The following is an 18785-nucleotide window of genomic DNA, read 5'->3' on the forward strand; positions in this document are numbered from 1 at the left end:
CGCGGCGATGGTGCTCGGCAACCGCGCGTACCGCGACGGCCGGCCCAACCCTTGCCTGACGGGGCGCGTCGATACCGCCGTCTCGCTGGCCCGCGCGGGCCTGGTTCGCCAGCTCCTGTTCTCGGGCGGCATCGACAAGGAAGACGGCCGCATCGAGGCCGAGGTGATGCAGCAGCATGCGCGCGCCGCGGGCTACGAGGGCACGGTGCTGCTGGAGCCGGTGTCGCAGTCCACGCGCGAGAACCTCTCGATGTCGCGGGCGCTGCTCGAGGCGGCGGGCGTGAAGCGCGTGATCGTCGTCTCCGAGCCCTTCCACCTGTGGCGCGTCGAGCGCCTTGCGCGAGCGGCCGGGTTCGATCGCCGCTTCGAGGTGCAGTATGCCGCCGCGCCCACCGCCTGCTGGCAGCGCTGGGGCATGGCCTTGCGGGGCGCGTTGCGCGAGCCGCTGGCCATCGTGAACAATGCCGCCAATGGATACCTCCACTGAATCGCCGCTCGTCGAGCGTTACCTCGAGCACGTTCGGGTCGAGCGCCGATTGGCAGATCGCACCGTCGAGCTTTATGCGATCCACCTCAAGACGCTGATCGAAAACGCCGCTGCCGCCGGGCTGCCGCTGGAGCAGGTGCAGACCGCGCACGTGCGCCGCTGGATGGCGCAGTTGCACAGCGCGGGCCGGGAATCGCGCGGCATCGCGCTGGTGCTGTCCTGCTGGCGCGGCTTCTACCGCTGGCTCGGTCACGAGGGGCGGATCGTTGCGAACCCGGTGCAGGACGTGCATGCGCCCAAGGCCGGGCGGCCGCTGCCGAAGGCGCTGGCAGTCGACGAGGCGGTGCAGCTCGCGCAGTTGCATGACGAAGAGGCCGATCCCTGGACCGAGGCCCGCGACCGCGCCATCGTGGAGCTGCTCTACGGCTGCGGCCTGCGCGTCGGCGAGCTCACCGGCCTCGACCTGCGCGCCAGCAGCACGGCGCGCGGCTGGGTGGATCTCGACGCGCGGGAGGCCAGCGTGCTCGGCAAGGGCAGCAAGCGGCGCACCGTGCCGGTGGGTGACAAGGCGGCCGAGGCGCTGGCGGACTGGCTGGCTCGGCGCGAAGACTGCCCGGCGCTGCCGTCGGCGCGGCTGCGCGATCCGGCCGGCGCCGCGGCGCTCTTCATCGGCCGCACCGGCACGCGCCTGTCGCCCCACGCCATCTGGCGGCAATTGCGCCAGCGCAGCCTGAAGGCGGGGCTGGCCGCGCCGGTGCATCCGCACATGCTGCGCCACTCATTTGCGAGCCACGTGCTGCAGTCCAGCAGCGACCTGCGCGCCGTGCAAGAGCTGCTGGGCCACGCCAGCATCTCGACCACGCAGGTCTACACGCGGCTGGATTTCCAGCACCTGGCCAAGGCCTACGATGCTGCGCATCCGCGGGCCCGGGTGAAAGAAGACGGCGGCAAGAAATGAAAACACTGCGTCTGCGTCCCGGCAAGGAACGCTCGCTGCTGCGCCGCCACCCGTGGATCTTCGAATCGGCCATTGCCAAGGGCGGCGGCGATGCCGGCGAGACCGTGCGCATCGAGGCCGACGACGGCCGCTTCCTGGCGTGGGCGGCCTTCAGCCCGCATTCCAAGATCCGCGCGCGGGCCTGGAGCTTCGACGAGCAGCAGCGCATCGATGCGGCCTTCATGGCGTCGCGCGTGGCAAGCGCTGTGGCGGCGCGGGCGCGCTTCGAGCTGCCGAGCGACGGCGTGCGCCTGGTGCATGGCGAGGCCGATGGCCTGCCGGGGTTGATCGTCGACCGCTACGGCGACACGCTGGTGGCGCAGTTCCTGTCGGCCGGGGCCGAGCGCTGGAAGAGCGTGCTGGCCGATGCGCTGCTGGCGGCCACCGGGCTGGTGAAGCTCTACGAGCGCTCCGACGCGAGCGGCCGCGAACGCGAGGGGTTGGCCCCCGCGGCCGGCTGGCTGCGCGGCAGCGGACCCACCGAACTGACCATCCATGAGCACAGCTGGCAGCTCACGCTGGACATCGCCACCGGGCACAAGACCGGCTTCTACCTCGACCAACGCGACAGCCGGGGACGCTTCGCCGAGCTGGCGCGGCATCGGCGCTTCCGGCGCGTGCTCAACTGCTTTTGCTACACGGGCGGCTTCACGGTGGCGGCGATGGCCGGGCTGAAGGCGGCGGGTGCGCTCGATGGGGCGGAGCTGCTGTCCATCGACTCCTCGCTGCCGGCGCTGGAGCGCGCGCGCGCCCATGTGGCCCTCAACGGCTTCGAAGGCGCCCGCGCCGAGTTCCTGGACGCCGATGTCAATGCCTCCCTGCGCCGCTTTCTCGACCAGGGCCGCAGCTTCGATGCCATCGTGCTCGACCCGCCCAAGTTCGCCCCCACCGTGGCCCATGCCGAACGCGCCGCGCGGGCCTACAAGGACCTCAACCGGCTCGCCCTGAAGCTCCTGGAGCCGGGCGGCGTGCTGCTGACTTTCTCCTGCTCGGGCGGCATCGGCGCCGACCTGTTCCACAAGATCGTGGCCTCCGCCGGCATCGATGCTGGCGTGGACGGCTACATCAGCGAGCGCCTGGGCGCGGCGCCGGACCACCCGATGACCATCGAGTTCCCCGAGGGCGAGTACCTGAAAGGCCTGGTGGTGGTGCGCAAGTGAGCCGCACACCGCTCCGAAGGCAACGGCACCGCAGCCGAAGGGCGAAGCTACTCCGGTGATCCGCGCGCCGCTCTTTGCCCCCTGCCGCGGCGCGGCTTGGGGCACGTGGCTAAACTTCCCGCCTTCCTCCTCGTCCCCATTCCGGAGCATCCATGGCCCTGATCCCCGCCACCATCCTCACCGGCTTCCTCGGCTCCGGCAAGACCACGCTGCTCAAGCGCATCCTGACCGAGGCGCACGGGCAGAAGATCGCCGTGATCGAGAACGAGTTCGGCGAGGAGAACATCGACAACGACATCCTGGTCACCGAGTCCAAGGAGCAGATCGTGCAGATGAGCAATGGCTGCATCTGCTGCACCATCCGCGAGGACCTGCGCGAGGCCCTGCAGCTGCTGGCCGCCAAGAAGCGCAAGGGGCTGCTCGACTTCGACCGCGTGGTGATCGAGACCACCGGCCTGGCCGACCCGGGCCCGGTCGCGCAGACCTTCTTCATGGACGACGAGATCGCCGAGAGCTACTTGCTCGACTCGATCCTGACGCTGGTGGATGCCAAGCATGCGCCGCAGCAGCTCGACGATCGCCAGGAAGCGCGCCGCCAGGTGGGCTTCGCCGACCAGATCTTCATCAGCAAGAGCGACCTGGTGGCGGCCGAGGAGACCGAGGCGCTGATCCACCGGCTCAAGCACATGAACCCGCGTGCCCCGCAGCAGAAGGTGCATTTCGGCGACGTGCCGCTGAAGGACGTGTTCGACCTGCGCGGCTTCAACCTCAACGCCAAGCTGGACATCGACCCGGACTTCCTGAAGGAGGAAGAGGAGCACGACCACGACCATGCGCACGGCGAGCATTGCGACCACCCCTCGCACAAGCACGAGGGCCATGGCCACCACCATCACCACGATGACGACGTGAAGAGCTTCGTCTTCCGCGCCGACCGGCCCTTCGACCCGGCCCGGCTGGAGGACTTCCTGGGCGCGATCGTCAACATCTACGGCCCGCGCATGCTGCGCTACAAGGGCGTGCTGAACATGCAGGGCACCGAGCGCAAGGTGATCTTCCAGGGCGTGCACCAGCTGATGGGCAGCGACCTCGGCCCGGCCTGGGGACCGGACGAGAAGCGCAACAGCCGAATGGTGTTCATCGGCATCGACCTGCCGCGCGAGATCCTGGAGCAGGGCCTGGAGCAGTGCCTGGTCTGACCGCGGTCGCCTGACCTTCTATACAATCGCGCGCCTGTTCCGGAGGTCAGGCATCGTCCTTCCCGGGACGATGTGTGACTTTTGACATAGAGCGGCACACGTTTTCGGCCTGCTTTCGGGGGTATAACCCCTGGGTTCGCCGCTGGCGAGCCCCCGTGGGCAGCAGTGGTAGATCCCTTTGAAAGCGCGTACCAGTTCGTCGAAGGAGCCAGTCACCGTGAAGAAACCAGTCGCCCAGGCAAAGCCCGTGTCCAGACCGGCCGTCGAGAAGACGGCGGTTGCCAAGCAGGCTGCGCCCGCCGCGAAGAAGGTTTCCGCGCCCAAGACCGTCGGGCCTGTTGCGTCGCCGAAGCCTTTTGCCACGAGCAAGGCCAAGGCTGCGGGTGCAGGTGCTTCATCAACCAAGGCGGCCGGCCCACGCGCCGCCGCATCAGCTTCACCGATTCCCGCTAGAAAGGCGGCTGCGGCCCCTGCCGCAGCGACACCCGCTATGACCACTCCGAACACCCCCTCCGACACCTCTTCCTCCAACGCACCAGCACCCGCTCGCGGCGGGCGGGTCTCGCGGCTGTCGCAACTGACCGTGCCCTCCATGCCGCAATCGGTGGCGTCCACCGCGGCCAAGTCCAGCTTTGTGCAGGACTTGAAGACCGCACTGGTGCCGCCGCCGCCCGTCGCCATCAAGAAAGACCCGAAGCTGGCCAACAACTGGAAGACGAAGTCGGTCGAGGAGCTCACCGACGCCGAGGTGATTGCCATGCCGGACTCGGAGTACATGAACGAAAAGCAGATGGCCTTCTTCCGGCTCAAGCTGCAAGCGCTCAAGCGAGGCATCCTCGAGAACGCCGGCGAGACCACCGAGCACCTGCGGGAAGACACCGTCGTGGTCCCCGACCCGGCCGACCGTGCCACCATCGAGGAAGAGCATGCCCTCGAGCTGCGCACCCGTGACCGCGAGCGCAAGCTGCTGAAGAAGATCGAGCAGTCGATCCAGCGCATCGACGCCGGGGACTACGGCTACTGCGACGAGACGGGCGAGCCGATCGGCGTCGGCCGCCTGCTGGCCCGCCCGACCGCGACGCTGTCGCTCGAGGCGCAGCAGCGCCGCGAGCTCAAGCAGAAGATGTTCGGCGACTAGTCACCGAAGCATCGAAGGGAGTCGCTGCGCATGGCCAAGGAAGACACCGGCCGGCTGCTGTCCAAGGTGGCCAAGTTCGTTCGCAATCCGCTCAAGGATTGGTCCGAGCTCGATGCCGAGGAGTCCTCGCAGCTCGAGAACGGCTACAGCCGCGAGATGCTCAAGGAAATGATCGAACGGCGGCAGCGCAATGATTTCGTGCGTCGCCGGGAGTTCGACATGCTGCGCAAGCTGCGCCAGCGCGAGGCGGCCGGCGGGCGCGACGCGGCGGCTACGCCGTCCTCCTTCAACGTCAGCAGCACCACCGGCAAGACCGAAGGCCGTGCGCTCACGCTCAAGAAGATCGCCGAGATCGAAGAGCAGATGTCGCAGCAATGGTGGAAGAACCGCGGTCCTGGCGGGGAACAGGCCGCCGGGGAGGGCAAGGCAAGCGGCGACATGGCTGCCCAGCACGCGCGCGCCTATGCCGACACCGTGCCTGGCGTAGCGCCGCCGCAGGGTGCCGCCGGCCCGGCCGCCGTGCCCTCGGTCTCGGATGCCTGCATCGAGGAGGCCGCGATCCGCTTCGCCCATGGCGACGACGCCGGCACCGAAGCCATCCTGCTGCAGGCACTGGCGCCCGAAGCCTCGAGTGCCGATCACGACGACACCTGGCGGGCGCTGCTGGACTTCTATCGCGCCGTCGGCGATGCAGAGAAGTTCTCGGCCGCGGCGGTGCGCTATTCGCAGCGCACCAAGCGCAACCCGCCCGAATGGATCTCGCTGCGTGCAGTGGCCCGCCATGCCCAGGTCGCGGCGGCATCGGCCTTCAGCACCCCGGCCCCGGCGCGGGTAGGTGGCGCCGACTGGGCGAGCCCTGCGGTGCTCAGGCGCGAAGACCTGCTCGGCCTGACGCGCGCGCTCGGCGGGGCCGGCCCCACCTGGAAGCTGGATTGGAGCGCGCTCGACACCATCGAGCCCGATGCCGCCGGCCCGCTGCGTGCGCTCTTCAACCATTGGGCCGACTCGGCTGTGCAACTGCGCTTCGCAGGCGCCGACCGGCTGCAGATCGCGCTCACCGAGGCCACTCCGGTCAACGATCGCCGGGTCGATGCCATCTGGTGGCAGCTGCACATGGCCGCGCTGCGCGTCATGCACCGGCCCGACGAGTTCGAGCTGCTGGCGCTCAACTACTGCATCACCTACGAAGTGTCGCCCCCGCCCTGGGAAGACCCGAAGGGCGATTTCGGCGAACTCGAGGTGTCGTCGGCTACGACCCGGCCCCCCGTGTCGTCGGCGACGGACCAGCCCTCGGTGTCGTCGGGATTCTCGATCTCGGGGCACGACGACGAGCTGATCGGCGCCGACGCCGTGCCGACGCACGCCGCGGCCGGCCATGGCTCGCTGGCCGGAGAGCTCGCCGGCGAATCGCTCACGACCTGGGAGCGCCTCGACAAGGAACTCGCCGGTGCGCAGGGCCTGTCCGTTTCCTGCGCCGGGCTGGTTCGTCTCGACTTCGTGGCTGCCGGTTCGCTGCTGAACTGGGTCACCGCCCGCGACGCGCGCGGCGAGCGGGTCGCTTTCGTCGACGCGCATCGCCTGATCGCCGCCTTCTTCGGCGTGATCGGGATTGCGGACCACGCCGAAGTCGCGATCAGGGCGAACTGAGGCCGGCTTCTCCCCGCGGGCGCCATGCGCCGCGCGTTGGCCTCTTTGCCGAAGAGGTCGCCGCAACGGGTTATTCTGTTTCCCGCCCGCTTCCCCTCTTAGGCTTGCATTCGTGCAGGCTATAGCCATATTGCTTCGATGGAACAATTTCACGGAACCACGATCATCAGCGTGCGCCGCAAGAGCCCGAACGGCGACCAGGTCGCCATCGGCGGCGATGGCCAGGTCACGCTGGGCAACATCGTCATCAAGGGCAGCGCGCGCAAGGTGCGCCGGCTCTACCAGGGCAAGGTGCTCGCCGGATTTGCCGGCGCGACGGCCGATGCCTTCACCCTCTTCGAACGCTTCGAGGGCAAGCTCGAGAAGCACCAGGGGCACCTGGCGCGCGCTGCCATCGAGCTGACCAAGGACTGGCGCACCGACCGCGTGCTGCGCCGCCTGGAGGCGATGCTGGCCGTCGCCGACGCCCACAGCTCGCTGATCATCACCGGCAACGGCGACGTGCTGGAGCCCGAGAACGGCATCATCGCGATCGGTTCCGGGGGCGCGTATGCCCAGGCCGCGGCCAAGGCGCTCCTCGACCACACCGAGTTGAACGCCGCCGACATCGTGAAGAAGTCGCTCGAGATCGCGGGCGAGCTCTGCATCTACACCAACATGCATCACACCATCGAGGTGCTGTGAAACACCCGCAGGCTTGCCCACTTCGTGTGGCCGCCAACCCCCTTGCAGGGGGCGCCGCCAGCGACCCGGCAAAGCCGGTTCCGCGGCGGCCGCTTGAAGGGCCTGCGCCTTGCGCGATCGAAGACCGAGAAAAGAAGCTGCTCCCATGCCCATGACCCCACAGGAAATCGTCTCCGAGCTCGACAACCACATCGTCGGGCAGCCCGATGCCAAACGCGCCGTCGCCATCGCGCTGCGCAACCGCTGGCGCCGCCAGCAGGTCGACGAGAAGCTGCGCGCCGAGATCACGCCCAAGAACATCCTCATGATCGGCCCCACCGGCGTGGGCAAGACCGAGATTGCGCGGCGGCTCGCGCGCCTGGCCGACGCGCCCTTCATCAAGGTCGAGGCTACCAAGTTCACCGAGGTGGGCTATGTGGGCAAGGACGTCGACTCGATCGTGCGCGACCTCGCCGAGATGGCCGTCAAGCAGACGCGCGAGAGCGAGAGCGCCAAGGTGCGCATGCGTGCCGAGGACGGCGCCGAGGAGCGCATCCTCGACGTGCTGCTGCCCCCGGCCCGCACGGCCGATGGCTCGAACGCCGAGAGCAGCAACGCCACCCGCCAGGCCTTCCGCAAGAAGCTGCGCGAGCATCAGCTGGACGACAAGGAGATCGAGATCGAGCTCGCCGAGCAACGCGCCCCGCTCGAGATCATGGGGCCCGCCGGCATGGAGGACATGACCGAGCAACTGCGCGGCATGTTCGGCCAGCTGACCCAGGGCCGGCGCAAGACGCGCAAGCTCAAGATCGGCGAGGCGATGCGCCTGCTGGTCGACGAGGAGGCGACCAAGCTGGTCAACGAGGAAGAGATCCGCACCCAGGCGATTCACAACGCCGAGCAGAACGGCATCGTCTTCATCGACGAGATCGACAAGGTCGCCACCCGCAGCGAGGCGCAGGGCGCCGACGTGTCGCGCCAGGGCGTGCAGCGCGACCTGCTGCCGCTGGTGGAAGGCACCGCGGTGAGCACCAAGTACGGCGTGGTGCGCACCGATCACATCCTCTTCATCGCCAGTGGCGCCTTCCATCTGAGCAAGCCCAGCGACCTGATCCCCGAGTTGCAAGGCCGCTTCCCGATCCGCGTCGAGCTGCAGTCGCTCTCGATCGCTGATTTCGAGAGCATCCTGACCCAGACCCGGGCCTCGCTGGTCAAGCAGTACCAGGCGCTGCTGGCAACCGAAGGCGTGACGCTGGAGTTCACGGCGGACGGCATCACCCGGCTCGCCAGCACCGCCTACGAGGTCAACGAGCGCACCGAGAACATCGGCGCCCGGCGCCTCTCGACGGTCATGGAGCGCCTGCTCGACGAGGTGAGCTTCGATGCCGCCAAGCTCGAAGGCCAGACGGTGCGCATCGATGCCGCCTACGTGGACGCCCGCCTGTCGGCACTAAGTCACGACGAAGACCTCTCCCGATTCATCCTCTGATCGGGCTTTTGCACGAGGGGTCTGCCCCTTTCGCTTCACGCAACACATTCATTGCGTGAGCTAAGTGCTTAACCTGCAACGGAAATCAGTGTTTTTCTCGGCTTCAAAAACACCGCTAAGTCGTTGATTCCATTACAAAAAATAGCGCAACGCCCCGTTGCCAGGTAGGTGTTTCCTGCTACAGTGCAAAAAAGTGCAGTTAAGTGGGAAAAAGTGTCCGTTCGTGCCTCGCCGAGGTGCACGGCGCCTTTCCAAGACAGGGGTTCGCGGTCGTGTTTCAAGGGGCTTCATCGCTCAGTCTCGATGCCAAGGGGCGGCTTTCCGTGCCGACCCGGCATCGTGACGTCCTGAGCGCGACCGCCGCCGGCCAGCTCACGATCACCAAGCACCCCCACGGCTGCCTGATGGTGTTCCCGCGTCCGGAGTGGGAGAAATTCCGCGAGCGCATCGCGGCGCTCCCGATGTCGGCACAGTGGTGGAAGCGCGTCTTCCTGGGCAATGCGATGGACGTGGACATGGACGGCACGGGCCGCGTGCTGATCTCCCCCGAGCTGCGTGCGGCCGCCGGCATCACGCGCGACGCGCTGCTGCTCGGCATGGGCAACCACTTCGAGCTTTGGGACAAGGCCACCTACGACGCCAAGGAGGCCGAGGCCACCCAGGGAGAGATGCCCGATGTGTTCCAGGATTTCTCTTTCTGAGGCCGGCAGTGCAAGCGCCATGGAGCCATACGACCGTGTTGTTGAAGGAGGCGGTGGAAGCCCTCCTTCCCGGCACCGCGCCTGGCATCGGCACCTACGTGGATGCCACCTTCGGGCGCGGCGGCCATTCCCGGGCCATCCTGGAAAGACTGTCGGAGGCCGGCCGGCTGATCGCGTTCGACAAGGACGCGGAAGCGGTGGCCGAGGCAGCGCGCATCGAGGATGCGCGTTTTTCCATCCGGCACCAGAGCTTCGATCACCTTGGGGAGCTGCCGCCGCGCAGCGTCGCCGGCGTGCTGATGGACCTCGGCGTGAGCTCTCCCCAGATCGACAACCCCGTACGGGGTTTTTCTTTTCGTTTCGACGGCCCGCTCGACATGCGCATGGACACCACGCGCGGCCAGAGCGTGGCCGAGTGGCTGGCAACGGCCGAAGTGCAGCAAATGGCGGAGGTGATTCGTGACTATGGCGAGGAACGGTTTGCTGTTCAGATTGCAAAGGCGATTGCAGCTCGCCGACAAGAACGGGGCCCAATTTCAACCACCGCCGAGCTGGCCGAGCTCGTGGCTGGCACGGTCAAAACCCGCGAGCCGGGCCAGAACCCTGCAACGCGCACATTTCAGGCTTTTCGGATTTTCATCAACGCCGAGCTTGAAGAGCTGCAACAGGCGCTAGAGGCGAGTCTTTCCGTGCTGCAACCCCAGGGCCGGCTCGCGGTGATCAGCTTCCATTCGCTGGAAGACCGCATCGTGAAGCAGTTCATCGCCAGGCATTCACGCGAGGTCTACGACCGCCGCGCGCCCTTCGCCGCGCCGCAGGCGATGAAGCTGCGCGCCATCGCCCGCATCAAGCCGAAACAAGTCGAGGTGGACGGCAATCCCCGGGCCCGCAGTGCGATCCTGCGCGTGGCAGAACGCACCGAGGAGCGCTGAGCGTGGTGCGGCTGAACCTCCTCCTGCTTCTCGCGGTGATCGCCTCGGCGATCTACCTGGTGCATACGCAGTACCTGTCGCGGCAGCTCTTCACTGAACTGCACCGGGAGCAGAGCGAGACGCGCCGCCTCGAACTCGAGCGCGACCGCCTGGAGGTGGAGAAGCGTGCCCAGGCGACGCCGCTGCGGGTCGAGCGGCTGGCCAAGGAGCAGCTCAAGATGCGCACCACCACGCCGGCCATCACGCAGTACGTGCGCGCCGACGGCACGGTGATCCCCGCGGTCGCGGCGCCGGCGCCCGAAGTTGCGCCGGCCGTGCCCGCTGCCCGCCCCGGTGCGGCTGCCGCGCAGCGTTCCGGCGCCGCGCCGGCCCGGAGGAGCGCGCCATGAGCCGCCGCAGCGTCCAATACACGACCAGCCCGCTGCTGGCGAGCAAGACGCCGGTCTGGCGCAGCAAGTTCATCGTCGCCGCCATCGCCTTCGGCTTCCTGGTGCTGGCCGGCCGCGCGGCCTATGTGCAAGTGTTCGGCAACGCCTTCTTCCAGCGCCAGGGCGAAGTGCGCTTTGCCCGCACGCTGGAGCTGCCCGCCAATCGCGGCCGCATCCTGGACCGCAACGGCCTGCTGCTCGCTTCCAGCGTGGTGGCGCCCAGCATCTGGGCCATTCCCGAGGACATCGAGCGCGACGATCCGCAGGTCAAGGCCAAGCTGCGCCAGGTCGCGAAACTGCTGGGCATGGCGCAGAAGGACTTCGACAAGAAGCTGGAGGACGAGGACAAGACCTTCGTCTGGATCCAGCGCCAGGTCGACGAGCCCATCGCCAAGCAGATCGCCGAGCTCAACATCAAGGGCCTCTACCAGCGCAAGGAATACAAGCGCCAGTACCCCGAGGGCGAGGCGGCTGCGCACGTGGTCGGCTTCACCGACGTCGAGGACAAGGGCCAGGAAGGCATCGAGCTCGCCTTCAACAAGGAGCTGGCGGGCAAGGCCGGCTCCAAGCGCGTGATCAAGGACCGCCTCGGCCGCGTGGTCGAGGGCATCGGCGAGCAGGTGCCCCCGTTGGACGGCAAGGACATCCAGCTCTCCGTGGACAGCAAGGTGCAGTTCTTCGCCTACCAGAAGCTGCGCGACGCGGTCACGGCCAACAAGGCCAAGGCTGGCAGCGTCGTGGTGCTGGACGCCATCACCGGCGAAGTGCTGGCGCTGGCCAACTACCCGAGCTACGTGCCCGACAAGCGGCAGAACCTCACCGGCGAGCAACTGCGCAACCGCGCGCTCACCGACACCTTCGAGCCCGGCTCGACCATGAAGCCCATCACGGTCGCGATGGCGCTGGAGGCCGGGCGCATCAAGCCGCAGACGCCGGTCGATACCTCCCCCGGCCGCTACAGCATCGGCGGCTTCACCATCAGCGACACCCACAACTACGGCTTGCTCACGGTCGAGGGCGTGATCCAGAAGTCCAGCAACGTGGGCGCGCTCAAGATCGCCCAGAAGATGACCCCGCACGAGATGTGGGACACCTACACCGCGCTCGGCTATGGCCAGAAGCCGCAGCTCCGGTTCCCCGGCGCCGTCACCGGACGGCTGCGCCCATGGAAGAGCTGGAAGCCGGTCGAGCAGGCTACCATGGCCTACGGCTACGGCCTCTCGGCCTCGCTGTTCCAGATGGCGCATTCGTACACCGCCTTCGCGCACGACGGCGCCATCATTCCCGCCACCATCCTCAAGAGCGAGGAATCGGCCGTGGGCGTGAAGGTGTTCTCGGCGCAGAACGCGCTGGCCGTGCGAAAGATGCTGCAGATGGCGGCCGGTCCCGGCGGCACCGGCCAGCGTGCCCAGACCATCGGCTACTCGGTGGGCGGCAAGTCGGGCACCGCCCACAAGCAGGTCGGCAAGGGCTACGCCAGCAACAAGTACCGCTCCTGGTTCACAGGCATGGCGCCGATCGAGAAGCCGCGCATCATCGTGGCGGTGATGATCGACGAGCCGAGCGCCGGCCAGTACTTCGGCGGCCTGGTCGCGGCACCGGTGTTCAGCGAGGTGGTGCAGCAGACGCTGCGCATGATGAACGTACCGCCGGACCTGGCAGTCAAACCGCTTGTCGTGACCAATGGCGTGGAGGAGAGCTTCTGATGCTGGCTTTCCGCAATCCTCTCGACGCCGCGGGCTGGTTGAAGTCCCGCGTGCGCGGCGTGCTGCATGCCGACAGCCGCCCGGTCGGTGCGGGCGACGGCTTCGTCGCCTGGCCGGGCGCGGCCACCGACGGCCGGCGCCACGTCGCGGCGGCGCTGGCCCAGGGCGCGGCGGCCTGCCTGGTGGAGGCCGAGGGCGTCGAGTCCTTCGGCTTCGACGAGGGCGACGAGCGCATCGGGCGCTATGCCGGCCTGAGGGCCGCGACCGGGCCGATCGCCGCCGCCTTTTGCGGCGACCCGTCGGCGCGCCTGGACCTGCTGGCCGTCACCGGCACCAACGGCAAGACCTCGACCGCGTGGTGGCTGGCGCAGGCGCTGGCCGCCCATGACGCCACGCGGCCCTGTGCCGTGGTGGGCACGCTCGGCATCGGCGTGCCGCCCGACCTGACCTACACCGGCCTCACCACGCCCGACCCGGTGATGCTGCAGCGCGAGTTGCGCGACTTTGCCGATCGCGGCTTCGGCGCCTGCGCGATCGAGGCCTCCTCGATCGGCATCGCCGAGCGCCGCCTCGACGGCACGCGCATCGCCGTCGCGGTGTTCACCAATTTCACCCAGGATCACCTGGATTACCACGGCAGCATGGATGCCTACTGGCAGGCCAAGGCCGAACTGTTCCGCTGGCCCGGGCTGCGCGCCGCGGTGGTCAACATCGACGACGTTCACGGCGCCAGCCTCGTGGCCGGCCTGGTCGAGCGCGGCGAGGGCGCCCCGCAGATCTGGACGGTCTCGGCCGCCGGCGCACCGGCCCGGCTGACGGCGACGGACATCGGCTACGACGCCCAGGGCCTGCAGTTCACCGTGGTGGAGCAGGGCGCGGCGCCGCAGCGCATGGAGACGCAGCTGATCGGCCAGTACAACGTGGCCAACCTGCTGGGCGTGCTCGGCGCCATGCGCGCGCTCGGCCTCACGCTCGCGCAGGCGGTGGCGGCCTGCGCGCGGCTGGACAGCGTGCCGGGCCGCATGGAGCGTTTGAGCGTGCCGGGCCGGCCGCTGGCCGTGGTCGACTATGCCCACACGCCCGACGCGCTCGACAAGGCGCTGGCCGGCCTGCGCCCGCTGGCGCGCCAGCGCGGCGGGCAGCTCTGGTGCATGTTCGGTTGCGGCGGCGACCGCGACACCGCCAAGCGGCCGATGATGGCCGCGGTGGCCGAGAAGCAGGCCGACCGCGTCGTGCTGACCAGCGACAACCCGCGCAGCGAGAAGCCCAGCGCGATCATCAGCCAGATCCTGCTGGGACTGGCGCGCCCCGAGGCGGCCCAGGTCGAGCCCGACCGCGCCGAAGCGATCCGCCAGACCCTGGCCCAGGCCGCGCCCGACGACGTGGTGTTGCTGGCCGGCCGCGGCCACGAAGCCTGGCAGGAGATCGCGGGCGAGCGCATCGCGTTTTCCGACCGGGCGCATGCCATCGATGCATTGACGCAAGAGGGGAGCGCAAGATGAGCGCGCCACAGGAAGACGCACCGATGATGACGCTTGCCAAGGCGCTTGCGTGGCTCCCCGGCGCGCGTCTGGTCGGCGACCCTGGAGTGGCCGTCTCGCGCGTGCATACCGACACCCGCACCCTCGCGGCCGGCGACTTGTTCGTCGCACTGAAGGGCGAGCGCTTCGACGCCAACGACTTCCTGGCCGATGCGCGCGCGCGGGGCGCGGCCGCGGCCATCGCCCACCGCGGGCTGGAGGCGGCCGGGCTGCCCGGGCTGGAAGTGCCCGACACCCTGGCCGCGCTCGGCGCCCTGGCGGCCGGCTGGCGGGCCCAGTTCGACCTGCCGCTGGTTGCGGTCACCGGCAGCAACGGCAAGACGACTGTCACGCAGATGATCGCTTCGATCCTGCGGGCCGCCGGCGTGGACCGGGCACTGGCGACCATCGGCAACCTCAACAACCAAATCGGCCTGCCGCTGACGCTGCTGCGCCTGCGCGAGCGGCACCAGCTGGCAGTGGTCGAGCTGGGCATGAACCATCCGGGCGAGATCGCCCGGCTGGCGGCGATCGCGCGTCCCACCATCGGGCTGGTCAACAACGCGCAGCGCGAGCACCAGGAGTTCATGGCCACGGTCGAGGCGGTCGCGCGCGAGAACGGCGCCGTATTCGCCGCGCTGCCGGACAACGGCACCGCCGTCTTCCCCTACGGCGACCCCTTCACCTCGCTGTGGAACGAGATGGCGCACGAGGGCGCGCCGCGGCGCTGCCTGAGCTTCGGCGAGCAGGCCAACGCGGATATCGCGCTCGGCCGTGCCGAGTGGGGGCACGGCGCCTGGCAGTTCGAGGCACGCACGCCGCTCGGCGATATCTGCACCACCCTGCGCATCGCCGGGCGGCACAACGTGGTGAACGCGCTGGCCGCCATCGCCTGCTCCCTGGCCTGCGGGGTGTCGGTCGACAAGATCGCCGAAGGCCTCGCGGCCTTCGAGCCGGTCAAGGGTCGCTCGCGGGCGAGCGAACTGGTGCTGGCCGACGGCCGGGCGATCACCGTCGTCGACGACAGCTACAACGCCAACCCCGATTCCGTGCGCGCCGCGGTCGACGTGCTCAGCGGCCTGCCGGGCCCGCGCCTGCTGGTGCTGGGCGACATGGGCGAGGTCGGCGACCGCGGCCCGCAGTTCCATGCCGAGGTCGGCGCCTGGGCGGCCGAGCGCGGCATCGAGTCGCTGTTCGCACTGGGTGAGGCATCGATCCACGCGACCACGGCCTACACCCGCGCCGGCGGCAGCGAGACGCGCCACTTCGACGACATCGACGCCCTCAATGCCGCCGTGCTGGCGCAGCTGCCGCGCGTCGCCAGCGTGCTGGTGAAGGGCTCGCGCTTCATGCGGATGGAGCGGGTGGTCCAGGCCCTCGCCTCCGCTTCAAGACAAGACAACGACAACAAGGAGGGCCGGCCGTGATCCATGCGCCGTGCGGTTTCGCACCATGCTGATGAGTCTCGCCCAATGGCTGCAGACGATCTCGCCGGATCTCGGGTTCCTGCGCGTCTTCCAGTACCTCACCTTCCGCGCGCTGATGGCAGCGTTGAGCGCGCTGCTGCTCGGCCTCGGGGCGGGGCCCTACGTGATCCGCCGCCTGGCCGCGCTCAAGATCGGCCAGCCGGTGCGCGGCTACGCGATGGAAACGCACCTGAGCAAGAGCGGCACGCCCACCATGGGCGGCGTGCTGGTGCTGTTCTCGATCGCCTTCGCGACCCTGCTGTGGTTCGACCTCTCCAACCGCTTCGTCTGGATCGTGCTGTGGGTCACGTTGGGCTTCGGCGCCATCGGCTGGGTCGACGACTGGCGCAAGGTTGTGCGCAAGGACCCCGAGGGCATGCGCTCGCGCGAGAAGTACTTCTGGCAGTCGGTGGTCGGCCTGGTCGCCGCCTTCTACCTGCTCTTCAGCATCTCGGAGAGCTCCAACTGGCGCGTGCTCGAGCTGTTCTACGCCTGGGTGGGCTCGGGCTTCGACCTCGACTTCCCGCCCAAGATCAACCTGCTGGTGCCCTTCTTCAAGGAAGTGAGCTACCCGCTCGGCGGCATCGGCTTCGTGATCCTGACCTACCTGGTGATCGTGGGCGCCAGCAACGCCGTCAACCTGACCGACGGCCTCGACGGCCTGGCGATCATGCCGGTGGTGATGGTCGGCTCCGCCCTGGGCGTCTTCGCCTACGTGACCGGCAGCGCGGTCTACTCGCGCTACCTGCTGTTCCCGCACATCCCCGGCTCGGGCGAACTGCTGGTGTTCTGCTCCGCGATGGCCGGCGCGGGCCTCGCCTTCCTCTGGTTCAACACCCATCCGGCGCAGGTCTTCATGGGTGACGTGGGCGCGCTCGCGCTGGGCGGCGCGCTGGGCACCATCGCGATCATCGTGCGCCAGGAGATCGTCTTCTTCGTCATGGGCGGCATCTTCGTGGTCGAGGCGATCTCGGTGATGGCGCAGGTCGCCTACTTCAAATACACCAAGAAGCGCTTCGGCGAAGGGCGCCGCGTGCTCAAGATGGCGCCGTTGCACCACCATTTCGAGAAGAGTGGCTGGCGCGAGACGCAGGTCGTGGTGCGTTTCTGGATCATCACCATGCTGCTGTGCCTGGTGGGCCTTTCGACCTTGAAGCTGAGGTGAGGTCGATGCGCCACCTTCAAGACCAACACGTGCTGATCCTGGGGCTGGGCGCCTCGGGCCTGGCAATGGCACGCTGGTGCGCGCGCCACGCAGCGAAGATCACGGTGGCCGACACCCGCGAGGCCCCCCCGCAGCTGGAAGCGCTGCGTTCCGAGCTGCCCGATGCGGTTTTCGTCGGTGGGCCCTTCTCGGCTGCGCTAGTCGAAGGCACCGCGGTGCGCGCGGTGTACCGCTCGCCGGGCCTGTCGCCGGCCTCGGTCGCCGTGGTGGTCGATGCGGCCAAGGCCATCGGCTTGCCGGTCGGTGGCGAGCTGGACTTGTTCGCGCACGCGTTGGTAGACCTGCGGGTGCCCGAGCGCGCCGCGGAGCCCGCCCCGCCGGCCGAGCCGGAGGCGACGTTGGCGCAGGAGCCGCTGCAGCCCACCGATGCGCTGCACGCGACGGAAGCGCGGGAATCGCTGGAAGTGCTGGAAGTGCGGGAAGTGCCGGAAACGCTCCAGGCAGAAGAAACCCCGGCTGCCAACGAGCCGCAACTCGCGGCCGAGTCCGAACCCGAGCCCGCGCCCGTGGAAGACGACGACGATGCCGAGGCCTCGACGCCGGTGCCCGTGCCCGTGCCGCCGGCACCCAAGGGCTACGAGCCCGCAGTGCTCGCCGTGACCGGCACCAACGGCAAGACCACAGTCACCGCGCTCACCGGCCAGCTGGTCGCACGCGCCGGCAAGACGGTGGCCGTGGCCGGCAACATCGGCCCCACGCTGCTGGACACGCTGGCTGCGCACATCGATGCCGGCACCCTTCCCGAGGTGTGGGTGCTCGAGCTTTCCAGCTTCCAGCTCGACGGCGTGCAGGGCTTCGAGCCGACCGCAGCCACCGTGCTCAACATCACGCAGGATCACCTCGACTGGCACGGCGACATGGCTGCCTACGCCGCGGCCAAGGCGCGCATCTTCGGCACGAGAAGCATCATGGTGCTCAACCGCGAAGACGATGCGGTGATGGCGATGAGCAGCGCCGGGCCCTCCCAGGCCGCGAAGGCTCCCTCGGCGGGCAGCGACGACGCGTCGGCGCGAAGCGTGGGGGCCCGGCGTCCGGCCCCGGTCAAGCTGGCCAAGGGCCAGGCGCCCCGTCCGGTCGTGACCTTCGGTGCCGGCATGCCCCTGCGTCCTGGCGACTATGGCGTCGAGCGCGTCCACGGCATGGCCTGGCTGGTGCGCGCCCTGGAAGCCGACGAGACACAGAAGCGCAAGCGCGGCGCCGCGGTCGAGGAAGAAGAGATCCACATCCAGCGCCTGATGCCGGCCGATGCACTGCGCATCCGCGGCCGGCACAACGCGCTCAACGCCCTGGCGGCGCTCGCGCTCGCGACCGCGGCGGGCTGCCAGCTCGGGCCCATGCTCTACGGCCTGCGCGAGTACCGCGGCGAGCCGCACCGCGTGGAGCCGGTGACCATCGTCGACGACGTCGAGTTCTTCGACGACAGCAAGGGCACGAATGTCGGCGCTACCGTGGCGGCCCTGGGCGGCCTCGGCGAGGAGCGCCGCGTGGTGGTGATCCTCGGCGGCGAGGGCAAGGGCCAGGACTTCGCGCCGCTGGCCGCGCCGGTGCGCCAGTACGCACGCGCGGTGGTGCTGATCGGCCGCGACGCGTCGCTGATCGAGGCGGCGCTTGCCTCCACCGGCGTGCCGCTGCTGCACGCCGCCTCGATGGAAGAGGCCGTGAAGGCCGCGGCCGGCCGCGCGCATCCCGGCGATGCAGTGCTGTTGTCGCCGGCCTGCGCCAGCTTCGACATGTTCAAGGACTACGCGCACCGCGCCGCGGTGTTCTGCGAGGCCGTGCAGGACTGGGCCGAGTCGCCGCGCGGTGTCGATGCGGGTCTGCCGGGTGGAGGGGGAGCATGAGACACCAGGCTGCTCTCGAGTCGGATGGCACCGCAGCGCGCAGCGCCAAAGGGTGGCTCATGAGCCCCGGCCGGCCTTTCGAAGGGGAGGGTTGGGGTGGGGGGGCGCGTTCGCTCGCTGTCGAACGTTGCTGTTGGTGTGAGGCAGGGGCCGGGATTTCGCCCCGGCGGGCGAGTCACTTTCTTT

16 protein-coding genes are annotated in these 18785 nt (G+C 68.9%); all 16 read left to right on the top strand.

Annotated features, from left to right (window positions below):
• Nucleotides 1-487, top strand: a 487-nt coding sequence (locus APY03_RS32930) for a YdcF family protein (protein ID WP_232324503.1), incomplete at its 5' end; no start/stop codon positions are given.
• Nucleotides 471-1445, top strand: a complete 975-nt coding sequence (locus APY03_RS32935) for a tyrosine recombinase XerC (protein WP_068683892.1) — start codon at nucleotides 471-473, stop codon at nucleotides 1443-1445. The genes APY03_RS32930 and APY03_RS32935, both read left to right, overlap by 17 nt.
• Nucleotides 1442-2644, top strand: coding sequence for a class I SAM-dependent rRNA methyltransferase (locus APY03_RS32940; protein WP_068683894.1), 1203 nt, complete (start codon nucleotides 1442-1444; stop codon nucleotides 2642-2644). The genes APY03_RS32935 and APY03_RS32940 overlap by 4 nt, the downstream gene beginning before the upstream one ends.
• Before the next feature lie 152 nt (nucleotides 2645-2796).
• The gene (locus APY03_RS32945) at nucleotides 2797-3843 is read left to right on the top strand and encodes a CobW family GTP-binding protein (RefSeq protein WP_068683896.1); all 1047 of its coding nucleotides are present in this window, start codon (nucleotides 2797-2799) and stop codon (nucleotides 3841-3843) included.
• Nucleotides 3844-4060: 217 nt separating this feature from the next.
• Nucleotides 4061-4981 carry an RNA polymerase-binding protein DksA gene (dksA, locus tag APY03_RS32955; RefSeq protein WP_443082859.1) on the top strand — a complete coding sequence of 307 codons (921 nt, stop codon included), beginning with the start codon at nucleotides 4061-4063 and terminating at the stop codon, nucleotides 4979-4981.
• A gap of 30 nt (nucleotides 4982-5011) precedes the next feature.
• Complete coding sequence (locus APY03_RS32960; protein ID WP_068683902.1) at nucleotides 5012-6628, top strand: STAS domain-containing protein; 1617 nt, start codon at nucleotides 5012-5014, stop codon at nucleotides 6626-6628.
• 138 nt (nucleotides 6629-6766) lie between these two features.
• Nucleotides 6767-7312 (top strand): ATP-dependent protease subunit HslV, encoded by a 546-nt coding sequence (gene hslV / locus APY03_RS32965; RefSeq protein WP_068683904.1) that lies wholly within the window; start codon nucleotides 6767-6769, stop codon nucleotides 7310-7312.
• A 145-nt stretch (nucleotides 7313-7457) separates the two neighbouring features.
• Nucleotides 7458-8780 carry an ATP-dependent protease ATPase subunit HslU gene (hslU, locus tag APY03_RS32970; RefSeq protein WP_068683906.1) on the top strand — a complete coding sequence of 441 codons (1323 nt, stop codon included), beginning with the start codon at nucleotides 7458-7460 and terminating at the stop codon, nucleotides 8778-8780.
• A 272-nt stretch (nucleotides 8781-9052) separates the two neighbouring features.
• A complete protein-coding gene (gene mraZ / locus APY03_RS32975; protein ID WP_068683908.1) occupies nucleotides 9053-9481 on the top strand; it encodes a division/cell wall cluster transcriptional repressor MraZ in 429 nt (142 codons plus the stop codon).
• A gap of 8 nt (nucleotides 9482-9489) precedes the next feature.
• Nucleotides 9490-10413, top strand: a complete 924-nt coding sequence (gene rsmH / locus APY03_RS32980; protein WP_068683910.1) for a 16S rRNA (cytosine(1402)-N(4))-methyltransferase RsmH — start codon at nucleotides 9490-9492, stop codon at nucleotides 10411-10413.
• 2 nt (nucleotides 10414-10415) lie between these two features.
• Nucleotides 10416-10802, top strand: coding sequence for a cell division protein FtsL (gene ftsL / locus APY03_RS32985; RefSeq protein WP_068683912.1), 387 nt, complete (start codon nucleotides 10416-10418; stop codon nucleotides 10800-10802).
• The gene (locus tag APY03_RS32990) at nucleotides 10799-12547 is read left to right on the top strand and encodes a peptidoglycan D,D-transpeptidase FtsI family protein (RefSeq protein ID WP_068683914.1); all 1749 of its coding nucleotides are present in this window, start codon (nucleotides 10799-10801) and stop codon (nucleotides 12545-12547) included. The genes ftsL and APY03_RS32990 overlap by 4 nt, the downstream gene beginning before the upstream one ends.
• Nucleotides 12547-14049 carry a UDP-N-acetylmuramoyl-L-alanyl-D-glutamate--2,6-diaminopimelate ligase gene (locus APY03_RS32995; RefSeq protein ID WP_068683915.1) on the top strand — a complete coding sequence of 501 codons (1503 nt, stop codon included), beginning with the start codon at nucleotides 12547-12549 and terminating at the stop codon, nucleotides 14047-14049. The genes APY03_RS32990 and APY03_RS32995 overlap by 1 nt, the downstream gene beginning before the upstream one ends.
• A complete protein-coding gene (locus APY03_RS33000; protein ID WP_068683916.1) occupies nucleotides 14046-15494 on the top strand; it encodes a UDP-N-acetylmuramoyl-tripeptide--D-alanyl-D-alanine ligase in 1449 nt (482 codons plus the stop codon). The genes APY03_RS32995 and APY03_RS33000 overlap by 4 nt, the downstream gene beginning before the upstream one ends.
• A gap of 25 nt (nucleotides 15495-15519) precedes the next feature.
• Complete coding sequence (gene mraY / locus APY03_RS33005; protein WP_068683928.1) at nucleotides 15520-16698, top strand: phospho-N-acetylmuramoyl-pentapeptide-transferase; 1179 nt, start codon at nucleotides 15520-15522, stop codon at nucleotides 16696-16698.
• Between the two features lie 5 nt (nucleotides 16699-16703).
• On the top strand, nucleotides 16704-18599 hold the full coding sequence (locus tag APY03_RS33010) for a Mur ligase family protein (protein ID WP_068683917.1): 1896 nt from the start codon (nucleotides 16704-16706) through the stop codon (nucleotides 18597-18599).
• Nucleotides 18600-18785: the final 186 nt, after the last annotated feature.

Origin of the sequence: Variovorax sp. WDL1 (assembly GCF_001541225.1) — a bacterium.
Classification (GTDB): domain Bacteria; phylum Pseudomonadota; class Gammaproteobacteria; order Burkholderiales; family Burkholderiaceae_C; genus Variovorax.